Annotated in this window: 11 protein-coding genes; 2 read left to right on the forward strand and 9 right to left on the reverse strand. The window is 63.9% G+C overall.

Features of this window, described 5'->3' with window-relative positions:
- Nucleotides 1-74: 74 nt before the first annotated feature.
- On the reverse strand, nucleotides 75-965 hold the full coding sequence (locus tag CXP40_RS12295) for a DMT family transporter (RefSeq protein WP_106733940.1): 891 nt from the start codon (nucleotides 963-965) through the stop codon (nucleotides 75-77).
- Nucleotides 966-1,188: 223 nt separating this feature from the next.
- On the opposite strand from CXP40_RS12295, the gene aceK reads away from it, so the two are divergent.
- Nucleotides 1,189-2,907 (forward strand): bifunctional isocitrate dehydrogenase kinase/phosphatase, encoded by a 1,719-nt coding sequence (gene aceK / locus CXP40_RS12300; protein ID WP_106733941.1) that lies wholly within the window; start codon nucleotides 1,189-1,191, stop codon nucleotides 2,905-2,907.
- Nucleotides 2,908-2,994: 87 nt separating this feature from the next.
- Entirely contained in the window at nucleotides 2,995-3,126 is a 132-nt protein-coding gene (locus CXP40_RS23990) for a PA1414 family protein (RefSeq protein WP_256579289.1), read from the forward strand.
- A 193-nt stretch (nucleotides 3,127-3,319) separates the two neighbouring features.
- Here CXP40_RS23990 and CXP40_RS12305 read toward each other — a convergent pair whose 3' ends face one another.
- The 8 genes from CXP40_RS12305 to CXP40_RS12340 form a co-directional block, all read right to left on the reverse strand.
- Nucleotides 3,320-4,051 carry an MBL fold metallo-hydrolase gene (locus tag CXP40_RS12305; protein WP_106733942.1) on the reverse strand — a complete coding sequence of 244 codons (732 nt, stop codon included), beginning with the start codon at nucleotides 4,049-4,051 and terminating at the stop codon, nucleotides 3,320-3,322.
- Between the two features lie 90 nt (nucleotides 4,052-4,141).
- Nucleotides 4,142-5,482: a cytosine permease gene (locus CXP40_RS12310; protein ID WP_106733943.1), complete on the reverse strand. Its 1,341-nt coding sequence runs from the start codon at nucleotides 5,480-5,482 to the stop codon at nucleotides 4,142-4,144.
- A 157-nt stretch (nucleotides 5,483-5,639) separates the two neighbouring features.
- Complete coding sequence (locus tag CXP40_RS12315) at nucleotides 5,640-7,241, reverse strand: 5-guanidino-2-oxopentanoate decarboxylase (RefSeq protein ID WP_106733944.1); 1,602 nt, start codon at nucleotides 7,239-7,241, stop codon at nucleotides 5,640-5,642.
- Between the two features lie 21 nt (nucleotides 7,242-7,262).
- Complete coding sequence (locus CXP40_RS12320) at nucleotides 7,263-8,669, reverse strand: YjiH family protein (protein WP_106733945.1); 1,407 nt, start codon at nucleotides 8,667-8,669, stop codon at nucleotides 7,263-7,265.
- 76 nt (nucleotides 8,670-8,745) lie between these two features.
- A complete protein-coding gene (speB, locus tag CXP40_RS12325) occupies nucleotides 8,746-9,705 on the reverse strand; it encodes an agmatinase (RefSeq protein ID WP_106733946.1) in 960 nt (319 codons plus the stop codon).
- 146 nt (nucleotides 9,706-9,851) lie between these two features.
- Complete coding sequence (locus tag CXP40_RS12330; RefSeq protein ID WP_106733947.1) at nucleotides 9,852-10,574, reverse strand: class II aldolase/adducin family protein; 723 nt, start codon at nucleotides 10,572-10,574, stop codon at nucleotides 9,852-9,854.
- Nucleotides 10,571-12,085 carry an amino acid ABC transporter permease/ATP-binding protein gene (locus CXP40_RS12335; protein WP_106733948.1) on the reverse strand — a complete coding sequence of 505 codons (1,515 nt, stop codon included), beginning with the start codon at nucleotides 12,083-12,085 and terminating at the stop codon, nucleotides 10,571-10,573. The genes CXP40_RS12330 and CXP40_RS12335 overlap by 4 nt, the downstream gene beginning before the upstream one ends.
- Before the next feature lie 125 nt (nucleotides 12,086-12,210).
- Nucleotides 12,211-13,017, reverse strand: coding sequence for an ABC transporter substrate-binding protein (locus tag CXP40_RS12340; RefSeq protein WP_106733949.1), 807 nt, complete (start codon nucleotides 13,015-13,017; stop codon nucleotides 12,211-12,213).
- Nucleotides 13,018-13,045: the final 28 nt, after the last annotated feature.

The raw sequence follows: 13,045 nt of genomic DNA on the forward strand, positions 1-13,045 counted from the left end.
CCTTCGGGCGGCTTTTTCGTAGGGCTTCGCACAGCGGGATGGTGTCGCGGTGAGCTCGGTGCGCGCAGCGCCCCCTACGTTATGGTAACTGCTGGTCTGACCACCAGCCACAGCGCCAATGCGATCAACACGCAGCCAGGCAGGTAGGCCCAGCTCAGTGGCTCACCCAGCAGCAAAGCGCCCCATAGCACGCCGAATGGCGGGATGAGGAAGGTGGTGGTGCTGGCCTTGATCGGTCCGATATCGGCCAGCAAACGGAAATACAGCACGTAGGCGAACGCGGTGCAGACCAGGCCAAGGCCGGCCAGTGACAGCCACACCTCAATGCCGCCCCAGCTCGGCGGCGGTTGCAGCGCCAGGCTGCCGCCGAACAGCGGTAGCAGAAACAGGCTGGCACCCGCGAGGCTGGCGAAGGCAGTGAGGCGATTGTCCAGGCCGCCCTGTTGGCCGATCCAGCGCCGGGTAAGAAAGCCGGCAAAGCCGTAGCAGGTGGTGGCCACCAGGCAGGCGCCGGCACCGAGCAGCAGTTGGAGGTCGAAGGCCACCGGGCCGGTGCGGGTCAGCACCGCAACGCCAAGCAGACCGATAAATACGCCCGCCGCCTTGCTGCGGGTGATGCCCTCATGGAAAAACAGTGCGCCGATCAATACACCCATCAGCGGGGTGGTGGCGTTGAAGATCGCCGAGTAACCAGCCGGTAGGATCAATGCCGCCAGGCAATACATGGCTGAAGGCAGGCCTGCATTGATCACGCCCAAACCCAGGCAGATGCGAAATTTGCCGCGGAAGTCCCAGTCCGTGCGCAGCAGCAAAAGCAGTGCGAGCAGCCCCAGCGCGCCGAAGCTGGCGCGAAAGAAAGCGGTCGGCATGCTTCCCAGCACGGGGGCGGCAACGCGCATGAACAGGAAGCTGGCGCCCCAGATGGCGGCGAGCAGCAGCAGGCGGAGCAGATCGGCGGTACGCAAGGCGGAGTATCCGGTAGGGTGGGGCCGAGAGTGTTGCCGCTGGGCGGGGTTCTGGCAATCCGCATTGCACTTTCGAATGTTTGGGAGGGGCGCTGCTGCAGCGAAAATGTGGGAGGGGCTTTAGCCGCGACATGCAATCGTGGAGGCTTTGGCGATTCCCGGTTGCATCCAGGCCAGCGTTGTCGGCTAAGCTCGGCTGATCACTGCGGATGAGGCATGCGTAATGGGGCAGCAATGGCCGGCTGGCGAGATCGCTCGCCTGATCCTCGAGGGGTTCGATGATTACCGCGAGCATTTTCGCCAGATCACCGATGGCGCGCGCTTGCGCTTCGAGCAGGCGCAATGGCAGGAGGCGCAGCAGGCTTCGGCGGCGCGTATCAATCTATATGAGGAGAAGGTCGCAGAAACCCGCGAGCACTTGCTGCAAGGGTTCGATGCTTCGCTGCTGGAAGTCGGGCAGTGGCCGCTGGTCAAGAGTGCCTACATTGCCCTGATCGACCTGCGCTTCGACGACGAACTGGCGGAAACCTGGTTCAACTCGATCTTCTGCAGCCTGTTCAGCCATGACCAGATCAGCGATGGCTGCATGTTCATCCACACCACGCGGCCATCACTACGCAACCAGCCCAGCGCGGCGCAGACGCGCAGCTACCGGCCTACTGGCGAGCTGCACCTGGCGCTTCAGAGGATCTTCGACGATTACCGTTTCGATGCTCCATACGAGGACCTGCCGCGCGACCTGCAGCGCCTGGAAGAGCAACTGCGCGCCAGCCTGCCGGACTGGGTCTGCAAGGACCCGCAGCTGTGCATCGAACTGTTCTCCTCGGTGCTGTATCGCAACAAGGGCGCCTACCTGATCGGGCGCATCTACAACCGTGAGGAGCAGTGGCCGCTGGCGATCCCGCTGCTGCACCGCGAAGGGCAGGGTATCCAGGCCGATGCGGCGATCACTGACGAGGCGGAGGTGTCGATCATCTTCTCCTTCACCCGCAGCTACTTCATGGTGGACGTGGCCATCCCGGCCGAGTTCGTCGGCTTTCTCAAGCGCATCCTGCCGGGCAAGCACGTCGCCGAGCTGTACACCTCGATCGGCTTCTACAAGCACGGCAAATCCGAGTTCTACCGCGCCCTGATCGGTCACCTGGCCAGTACCGATGACCGCTTCATCATGGCGCCCGGTGTGCGCGGCATGGTGATGAGCGTGTTCACCCTGCCGGGCTTCAACACCGTATTCAAGATCATCAAGGACCGTTTCGCCCACGCCAAGACGGTGGATCGCAATACGGTGATCGTAAAGTACCGCCTGGTGAAGAGCGTCGACCGCGTAGGGCGCATGGCCGATACCCAGGAGTTCGCCGATTTCCGTTTTCCCAAGGCCAAGTTCGAGCCCGAGTGCCTGGCTGAGCTGCTGGAAGTGGCACCTTCCACCGTGGTGGTGGAGGGCGACACCGTGTTGGTACGCCACTGCTGGACCGAGCGGCGCATGACCCCGCTCAACCTCTATCTGGAGAGCGCCAACGAGGCGCAGGTGCGCGAGGCACTGGACGACTACGGCCTGGCCATCAAGCAACTGGCCGCCGCGAACATCTTCCCCGGCGACATGCTGCTGAAGAACTTCGGTGTTACCCGCCATGGCCGCGTGGTGTTCTACGACTACGACGAGATCTGCTTTCTCACCGAGGTGAATTTCCGCCGTATTCCGCCGCCGTGCTTTCCCGAGGACGAGATGAGTTCCGAACCCTGGTATTCGGTGGGGCCGATGGACGTGTTCCCCGAGGAGTTTCCGCCGTTCCTGTTCGCCGATATCAAGCAGCGCCGTCTATTCAGCCAGCTGCATGGCAACCTGTACGAAGCCGATTACTGGAAACAGTTGCAGGAGGCGATTCGCGCAGGCAAGGTGATCGACGTGTTCCCTTATCGGCGCAAGAGCCCGGTAATTTGACGGCGCCTGGTTGAAATCCGGTTTGTCCGGCCTAATCTGATAAATGAGCCGCTGGCTCTTCCCTTTACTTGGCAGGAGGTCGTACCCATGCTCGCCAAGCTGCAAGAACAACTGCAAGCCCTGTTGCAGGCCCTTGGCCTTGTCCCGCAACCTCAGCCAATTCGTATCAGCGAAGCCGAGCAGGAGCGTCTGAGTCGCGAAGCGCGTCAGCGTCGCTGAAGGGCACCTCTAGAAACTACCTGCGTTGCCATCGCGGCGTTAAAAACAGGCTCGTGCGCGAGTCCGATCAAAATGCTCATTTACAGCGCGTAAAGTCGAACGCGAATCCGAGTGTTTTTCGCCTGTTTTTGCGGGGCCGCCATCGGTATTGCGCTGGCTGCCTCGCCTACGTTTTTAGAGGTGCCCTGAAGTTTCAGGTGAGCCGATGGACGTCGAACCAGGCGCCTATCAGCTCGCGCATCCGCTCTCCCGAGAAACTCGCGAAATGCCCGCCATGTACGGTGCGAACGGGCAGTTCGCGCAAGCGCGACAGACTCTGTGCGTAATCTTCCAGATTCGAATGGTAGGCGTCCTCGATCAACGGGCCGTCGTAGAGGATGTCGCCAGAAAACAGCGTCTGCGTCTTCGCTTCCCATAGGCTGATGCCACCCGGTGAATGACCGGGCGTGTGCAGCACCTGCAAGACCCGATTACCCAGATCCAGCACGTCGCCATCCTCGATCAGGCGCGTGGCCGGCGCTGCTCGCACGCGGTATTCGGCGTAGCACAGCGGGCAATCCGGGTGCGCCTCGAACATCTCGTCGCCGACGAAGTCCGTCGCCAGGGTGTTGGCGCCGTCCGGTGCGGCCAGAATGTCGGCCTCGGCCGGATGCACCAGGCGCTCATCGAATTCGTGATGCCCGGCGATATGGTCGAAGTGGCAGTGGCTGGCCACCGCCAGCAGCGGCTTTTCGGTCAGCCACGGCAGTTGCTCGCGCAGGCTGACCAGTCCGGAACCGGAGTCGATCAGCACGTCATGCTCGCGCCCCTGCACATGCCACATGTTGCAGCGGTAGAAGGGGCGCACGTAGGGCTCGTGGATCAGGCAGATGCCGTCGTGGCGGTGTTCCACCTCGAACCAGCGGTCGCGGCTGACGATTTTCATGACGGGAAATTACCTCACTGGCAGGTTGCACCCGCCCTACAGGTTCGTATGACGAGTAGGGCGGGTGCAACCGCCACGGTTGTTATCACGCTACGCCAGCTGCGCCCGTGGCACCAGCACCCAGCGACGCAACACGGCGTAGCTGGTGGCGGTGATCAGGAACACCGGCAGCGAGGCGCCCCAGGCCAGCGGCGAGACCCAGCCCCAGTAGTAGGCCAGCACGGCGCCCAGGCCATAGGCAACGAAGGCCGCCGGGTTGAAACCGTTCAGGTAACGGTAGCGGCCGCCGTCTTCGCTGAGCAGTTCGTCAACGGCGTAGTCGCCCTTGTGGATCAGGAAGTAGTCGGCGATCAGCACGGCGAAGGCCGGGATGAACACGCTGCCGATCACCAGCAGGAAACTCTGGAAATTGTCGAGGATACCGGGTATCTGCGAGCCGAGGATCGACAGCACGCCGATGCACAGTGCCGGCTTCCAGAACGGGGTTTTCGGGCTGATGTTGAGGTACGACAGCGAGGCGCTGTAGACGCACATGACGTTGGTGGTCATCACCGAGAGGAACACCACGATGGCCGCTGGCAGGCCGAAGCCGAAACCAGCTAACAGCACGGCAGGGTCGTAGGTCTGCTCCATGCCGGTCAGTACCGAGAAGCCCGACACCGTGGCGCCCAGGCCCATGGCCAGCAGGGTGGCGGCGACATAACCGACCCAGGTACCGACCCCTGCCACGCCCTGACTGCGGCAGTTGCGGTTGTAGTCGGCGGCCAGTGGAATCCAGGAGAACGCGGTGGCAATAACGATATCGAAGGCGATACCGGGGGTGATCTCGTTACGCGGCTCGGTCGGCATGGCCAGCAGGCTGGCGAATTCGAATTTCTGCCCCATCACGTAGAACACCGCGCCGGCCAGCAGAAGCATGCCGATGGCGGCCCAGCGCTCGACGCGCTCGATGCCCAGGTGGCCGCGCAGGGCGATCAGCAACACCAGGGTTTCGCAGAGGATGGTGAACAGCGGCAGGTTGGAGTAGCCGGTCAGGTGCTCCACTGCGTAGTTCAGGCTCATACCGGCCAGCAGTGCCTGGATCCAGCTCCAGGCCAGCAGGGTCAGCAGATTGACCAGCGACGGCAGCTTGGCGCCGCGCGAGCCGTAGCTGCCGCGTGCCAGCACCATGGTGGTCAGGCCCGAGCGCTGACCCATCAGCCCGACCAGCACCAGCGGCAGGATGCCGATACCCGAACCGATCAGGACGATGAGCATGGCCTGGGTGAATTTCAGATCCGGCACCAGCAGCATGCCGGTGAGGATGGTGGTGACCACCACGTTGGCGCCCAGCCACAGGGCGATGGTGCCGCCCAGGCCGAGGCTGCGATGCGCCTTGTCGGTAGGGGCAAGGCCATCCTGGCCGAAATGCTGGCTGAGATTCTTGAACATGGAACGACTCCCCGATGCTTGATTATTGGTATTGGTGGGCGGCAGTCAGTGGTACAGCTGAATCTTGTGGTTATGGTCACGCGGGCTCGCGGCTAAAGCCCCTCCCACAGGGGCACCTCTATTTCCGTGGGAGGGGCTTTAGCCGCGATTGATCTAGTCAGGGATGAAATGGCGCAGCCTCCTGCACTTCGATGATCAAGGGGCGGTCTTCGGGCGCGCTGCGCAGCAGCTCGGCCAGATGGGAATGATCGCGCGCGCGCTCGGCGGCGCAGCCAAAGCCACGGGCGATGGCCAGCAGATCCGGCGTGTAGATGTCGACGGCAATCGGGGTGATATCGCGGCGCTGCATGTAGCGCTTGATCTCGCCGTAGCCGGCGTTGTTCCACAGCAGGACGATGATGCCGACCCTGGCTTCGACCGCGCTGGCCAATTCGGGCAGGGTGAACTGGATACCGCCGTCACCCATCAGGCTTATCACCGGGCGGGTGGGTTCGGCCAGCTTGGCGCCGATGGCTGCCGGCAGACCGTAGCCGAGGGTGCCGTAGCCGGTGGAGGCGTTGAACCAGCGCCGCGCGCCATCCAGTTCCACCAGATGGTTGCCGCTGTACACGGTCTGCGTCGAGTCGCCGACGAAGCGGGCATCGGGCAGGGCCTCGAGAATACAGTCGAACAACTGGCGGTAGTGCGCCCAACCACTGAAATCCTCGGCGAGCCGCTCCTGCACGGCAGCAGTACGCTGGGCGCCGGGGCTGTGTTCGCCTGGCTGACGGGGATCGAACTCGGCCAGCAGCATGCGCATGGCCAGACGCGCATCGCCTTGAATCGCCAGGTGCGGGGTGAAGTTGCGCTGCAGTTGCTGGCCGTCGATGTCGATGCGGATCAGCCGGCCAGGCAGGTGGAAGTCGCCGTCGAACACCACGTCGTAGTCGGTCTCGCCCAGCTCGGTGCCGATGGCCAGTACCACGTCGGCCTCCAGCGCCAGGTCGCGCACCGGGCGCAGCGACTGGTTACTGCCCAGCAGCAGCGGATGGCCCGGCGGCAGCAGGCCCTTGGCGTTGATGGTCAGCGCCGTCGGTGCATCCAGCGCGGCAGCCAGGGCGCGCGCCTCGGCCTCGGCGGCGACGCAGCCACCACCGAGCAGCAGTAAAGGGCGTTCGGCCTGCTTGAGCAGCCCGGTGGCCTCGCGGATCAGCGTGCGGTTCGGCGCCGGGCGGCGCACCGTCGGGCGCGGCGCCAGGGACATGTGCGAGGCGTCGGCGGTGATGATGTCCAGCGGCAACTCGATGTGCACCGGGCGTGGCCGCTCGCCCTCGAACACGGTAAAGGCGCGAGACAGGATGGCGGGCAGTTCCTCGACGCTCATCAGCGTGTGGCTGAAGGCGGTGACGCCTGCCGTCATCGCCCGCTGGTTGGGCAGCTCGTGCAGATAGCCCTTGCCCAGGCCCAGGCGTTCGCGCTCGTTGACGCTGGAGATCACCAGCATCGGGATCGAGTCGGCATAGGCCTGGCCCATGGCGGTGAGGATGTTGGTCATCCCCGGCCCGGTGATGATGAAGCACACGCCAGGCTTGCCCGAGACGCGCGCGTAGCCGTCGGCCATGAAGCCGGCGCCCTGTTCGTGGCGCGGGGTGACATGGCGGATGCCGCTGTGCGGCAGGCCACGGTAGAGCTCCACGGTATGCACGCCGGGAATGCCGAACACGGTGTCGACGCCCCAGGCTTCGAGTTGCTTGACGAGAAATTCGCCGCAGGTGGTCATGGTCAGGTCCTTGTGTCGACGTCAGCCGACGATCCAGTGCGCCATCAGCGCGATGATCGGCAGGGTGATCAGGGTGCGGATGATGAAGATGACGAACAGCTCCAGCAGGTTCAGCGGCAGCTTGGCCTTGAGGATCAGCACGCCCACTTCGGACATATAGATCAGCTGGGTCAGCGACACGCAGGCCACCACGAAACGGGTCAGCTCACTTTCGATGCCCTTGCCCAGTACCGCCGGCAGGAACATGTCGGCGAAACCCACCAGCATGGCCGGTGCTGCCTTGGCCGCTTCTGGCAACTGCAGGGCTTCGAGCAGTGGCACGAAGGGGTAGGACAGCCAGTTGAAGATCGGTGTGAACTCGGCAATCGCCAGGGACACGGTGCCGATGGCCATCACCAACGGCAGCAAACCGAGCCAGATGTCGACCACGTTGTGTACGCCGATCTTCACCATCTGCACGGGAGAGGGATTGGCATTGGCGCGTTGGACCGCTTGGGTCAGGCCCCAGCACAGCAGCGAGGTGCCGGCCGGCACGTCTTCCTGAATCTGCTTGCCGACGCCGGCGACGTACTCGTCCTTCTTCCATGACAGCGGCGGGATGCGCGGGGTGATGATGGCGGCGGCGAGGCCAGCGACCACCACGGTCAGGTAGAAGGGCACGAACAGGTGATCGAGCTTCATGAAGCTGGTGATCAGCAGGCTGAAGGCGATCGAGGCGATGGAGAAGTTGGTGGCGATCACCGCCGCCTCACGGGCGCTGTAGAAACCCTTCTGGTACTGCTGGGCGGTGATCAGCACGCCAACGGTGCCGGAGCCGAGCCAACTGGCGATGGCGTCGATGGCCGAGCGGCCCGGCAAGCCGAAGATCTTGCGGAACACGTTGCGCACCAGGGTGCCGCAGAACTCCATCAGACCGTAGTCGGTGAGCAGCGGAAGAATCAGGCCGGCGACTAGGAAGAAGGTGATCAGTACTGGCGCCAGATCTTTCAATACCACGCCGCCAGTGTTGGCGCTCCAGACCCATTCAGGGCCGAACTGCCAGAAGGTCATGGCTGCGAACAGCGCGCCGACTACGCGAAGGCCAAGCCAGAGCGGATGCAGGTTGAACAGATCATCCAGCGCGCGGCGCTCGGTGACCCAGCGCGGCTTGAGCAGGCTGCCGAATACGCCCAGCACTGCGGAGATGATCAGCAGCCCGGTGGCGATGGCTGGCAACTGTTCGCTGACGGCGGCCTTGAGTGCATCGGCCATGACGCCGAGGCCGATGGTCACCTTCTCTTCATAGACGATGGGGGTGAGAAACAGCAGCACGCCAAGCAGGGACGGGATCAGGAAAATAAGAAACTGGCGCAGGTCGTAAGGTCGCGCGGCAGGGTCGTTGGTTGGCGGCTGCTTGTCCAGCGCTGGGGCAGTGTCTTCGCGATTCATCAGGTCACCTTGATTATTTTTGTTTGAATGTATCGGGTGTCGTCTAGGACACCCGAACGGGCATAAAGGCCATGGATCAGCGGCGCTGAACTCCCGGAAGCACGCAAAGCATTTCGTACAGCAGGTTGGCGCCGAGCAACGAGGTGTTGCCAGTGGTGTCGTAAGGTGGGGAGACCTCGACCAGGTCGCCGCCGATCAGGTCCAGGCCCTGGCAGCCGCGAATGATCTCGATGGCCTGGATCGTGGTCAGACCGCCGATCTCCGGGGTGCCGGTGCCGGGCGCCCAGGCCGGGTCGATACCGTCGATGTCGAAGGACAGGTATACCGGCCCGCCGCCGACCTTCTCGCGTACTTCGGCCATCAGCGGCTCCAGCGACTTGTGCCAGCACTCTTCGGCCTGCACCACACGGAAGCCCTGCTTGCGGCTCCAGTTGAAGTCCTCGGCGGTATAACCCTGCGCGCGCAGGCCGATCTGCACCACGCGCTCGCTGTCAAGCAGGCCTTCCTCCTGGGCGCGGCGGAAGGTGGTGCCGTGGGCGATCTTTTCGCCGAACATGTGATCGTTGACGTCGGCGTGGGCGTCGATATGCACCAGGCCGATCTTGCCGTACTTCTTATGCAGGGCGCGCAGGATCGGCAGGGTGATGGTGTGGTCGCCGCCCAGCGTCAGCGGCTTGATGCCGAGTTCGACGATCTCGTCGTAGGCCGCTTCGATGATGCGCACGGCGTCGAGCAGGTTGAAGGTGTTGATCGCCACGTCACCGATATCGGCCACGTTCAGCGAGTCGAAGGGGGCGGCGCCGGTGGCCATGTTGTACGGGCGGATCATCACCGACTGGGCGCGAATCTCGCGCGGGCCGAAGCGGGTGCCGGAGCGCAGCGAGGTACCGATGTCCAGCGGCACGCCGACGAAGGCGGCGTCGAGCTGGCGTTTTTCCTCGGTGCTCTGGATGTGGGGCAGGCGCATCATGGTGGCGATGCCGCCGAAGCGGGGCATTTCATTGCCGCCCAGGGGCTGGTGGAAGGTCTTGTCCATGGGTAGGCCTCAGGCTCGTTCTGGTTGTGGCCGGAGTCTTGACCGGCCAGGCGCTTGGAAAAATCGGCTGGGGCAAAAACTTACTTCAGGATTGTTTGAAGTAAGGCTGTAAGCCCCGGCTCATAAGGGTTGGCGTGGCATGCACATCAGTCGCGGTAGCTGGAATCGAGGCGGTCGAGTTTGCGCAACCAGGCCTGCCAGATCAGCTGGCGCTGCCATTCGGCGCCCTGCAATTGCTCGCAGGCGTGCTGCGCCAGGTGCGCGGGGATCTCGCTGCACGGCTGGCCACCGCCAATGGCGGCAAGCTGGATCTCGCAGGCGCGGTTCAGGTAATGCATGACATAGAAGGCATCGGCGACGCTGGCGCCGACGCTGAGCAGGCCGTGGTGGCGCAGCAGCAGGGCGATGTTGTCGCCCAGCGAGGCCTGGATGCGCACGCGTTCATCCAGATCCAGCGCCACGCCTTCATAGGCGTGGTAGCCCAGACGCCCGTGGAATTCGGTGCTGATCTGGTTGAGCTGCAGCAGGCCGTTATCCTGAGCGGCCACCGCCATACCGGCCAGGGTATGGGTGTGGATGACGCAGTGGGCGTCGTCGCGGGCCATGTGCACGGCGCTGTGGATGGTGAAACCGGCGACGTTGTAATCGGCGTTGCCCTCGACCACCTGGCCGTGCATGTCCACCACGATCAGGTCGCTGGCGCGAATCTCCTCGAAGAACAGGCCGAACGGATTGATCAGAAAACGCGGCTCGCCGTCGCCTGGCAGGCGCACGGAAAAGTGCGTGTAGAGGGTGTCGTCCCAGCCGAACAGGGCAGCCAGGCGATAGGCCGCGGCCAGGTCGCGGCGCAGGGTGGCAATATCGTTCATGCGTTCTCCAGGCCGATGAAGCGGCGTACGCGTTGGTGGTCGCCGGTGCGGATGGCGTCGGGCGAGGCATCGAGCTGGACATGGCCGTCCTCCATGAACAGCACGCGGTCGGAAATCGACAGGGCGAAGTCCATCTCGTGGGTGACGATCAGCATGGTCATGCCCTCGCGGGCCAGGTCGCGGATCACCGCCAGCACGTCGCCAATCAGTTCCGGGTCAAGGGCCGAGGTGGGCTCGTCGAACAGCATGATGTCCGGCTTCATCGCCAGGGCGCGGGCGATGGCCACGCGCTGCTGCTGGCCGCCGGAGAGCTGGTGCGGGTATTTTTCGGCGTGGGCGAGCAGGCCGACCTTATCCAGCAGCGCCAGTGCCTGCTGGCGCAGGTCGGCGCCATTGCCCAGGCCGTGGTAACGCGGCGCGAGCAGCACGTTATCGATGATGGTGCGGTGCGGGAACAGGTTGAAGCTCTGGAACACCATGCCAATGCGCCTTACGCCTTTGCGCTGGCGGCGGTTCTCGGGGCGGTCACCGGCCTGGATGAAGGATTCGCCGAACAGCACGATCTCGCCCTCGTCGATGCTTTCCAGACCGTTGACGGTGCGGATCAGCGAGGTCTTGCCGGAGCCGGACGGGCCGATGATGGAGATCACCTCGCCGGGCTGCACGCTCAGGTCGATGCCCTTGAGCACATGGTGGTCGCCGTAATGCTTGTGGATGTTGCTCAGATACAGCGCCGCCGGGGCGCCGGACTGGCGCGCCTGGGGGCTGCCGGCCGTTACCTGCGGCAGGCTGCTGCGCAGCTCGGCCATCTGGGCCTCACCCAGGGTGCTCGGTTTACGCCGGCCAAGGTCGAGATGACGCTCCAGGTACTGCAGGCCCCAGCCGAACAGGCTGACGATCAGCACGTAGTACACGGCCACGGCGCCGAGGGTTTCCAGCACCAGGAAGTTCTGGGCGTAGAGGCGTTGGCCGACCAGCAGCAGCTCGCTGAGGGAGATCACCGAGACCAGTGAGGTCAGCTTGACGATGGTCACGTACTCGTTGGTCAGCGTCGGCAGGGCGATGCGAAAGGCTTGCGGCACGACGATCAGGCGCTGGGCGCCGAGCCGGCCAATGCCCAGGGCGCGGGCCGCCTCGCGTTGACCCTTGGCTACCGAGAGCAGGCCGCCGCGGTGGATCTCCGCCATGTACGCCGCTTCGGTCAGCACCAGGGCGAACAGGCCGGCATAGAAGGGGTTGGACAACACCTTGCCGCTGGCGGGGATGAGCTGCGGCAGGTTGTAGACGAAGATCAGCAGTACCAGCAGCGGCACGCTGCGGAAGAACCACACGTAGATCGCGGCGGGCGCACTGAACCAGCGGCTGCTGGCCTGCTTGGCACTGGCCAGGCCGAAGCCCAGCACCAGGCCGAGCAGCCAGGCCAGGCTGCTGAGTTTGACCACCGTCCAACACGCAGCCCAGAAGGCCGGCATGGAAAACAGGGAGAAGAAATAGCTCCATTCGAACGGCATATGGGGCACCTGCGACTCAAGCCGAAAAAAGGCCGCTGGCCGGAGTGAGCACCAGCCAGCGGGGTGAAGCGGTCATGCCATGCAGCGCCCGTGGGTGAGCCATAAGGCTTATCCACGGGTTGGTTTCAGGCTTCTTCCAGGTTGTATTTCTTCAGCAACTCGCTGTACTCGCCGCTGGCCTTGAACTCGTCCAGCGCGGCTTTCAGGGCGTCGAGCAACTGCTTGTTGCCCTTCTTCACGTAAATGCCCAGCACCTGCGGGTAGATCGAGCCCTTGGAGCTGATGGCGATGCGGCCCCGGGATTTTTCGACGATCAGCAGCGAGGCGGCATCGATCTCGAGGTGCGCCTGGATGTGGCCGGAGAGCAGCGCTTGGGAGGTTTCCGAGGTGGTCGGGTACTGGTTGATGGTGATGGCGCCGGCGCCTTTTTCCTTGCAGTAGCCGTCGGAAACCTTCTGCAGCGCCGGAATCCACGAGGTGCCCTGTTGCAGGCCGACGGTCAGGCCGCAAAGCTCTTCGGGCGTCGCCGGTTTCTTCTCGGCGTCGCTGCGCACCATGATCGCCGCACCGGTCTTGGCGTAGGGGATGGCGTCGGCTTTCTCCAGGCGCTCGGGGAGGATGTACATGCCGGAGATGATGGTGTCGAAGCGCCCGGCGTCGAGGCCGAGGATCAGGTTGGGGAAGGTGATGTCGCTGAAGCTCGCCTCCAGGCCCAGACGCTTGGCCAGGGCGGCTGACACTTCCGGGTCGAAGCCTTTCACTTGGTCGCCTTCGTAGTACTCGAACGGTGGGTAGGTGATTTCCATGCCCACCTTCAGCTCGCCGCTGGCGAGGGTCTTGGGCGTTTCGGCGGCGTGGGCGGTGGTGAACAGGCCTGCCAGGGTGCAGGCCAGCGCCAGGGCGGTGGTGCGCAGCGGTTTACGGGTTGTCATTGTTCATCTCCGGATCAGGTTTTGTGTT

This window comes from Pseudomonas sp. YY-1, assembly GCF_002843095.1.
In the GTDB taxonomy this organism is placed as follows: domain Bacteria; phylum Pseudomonadota; class Gammaproteobacteria; order Pseudomonadales; family Pseudomonadaceae; genus Aquipseudomonas; species Aquipseudomonas sediminis_A.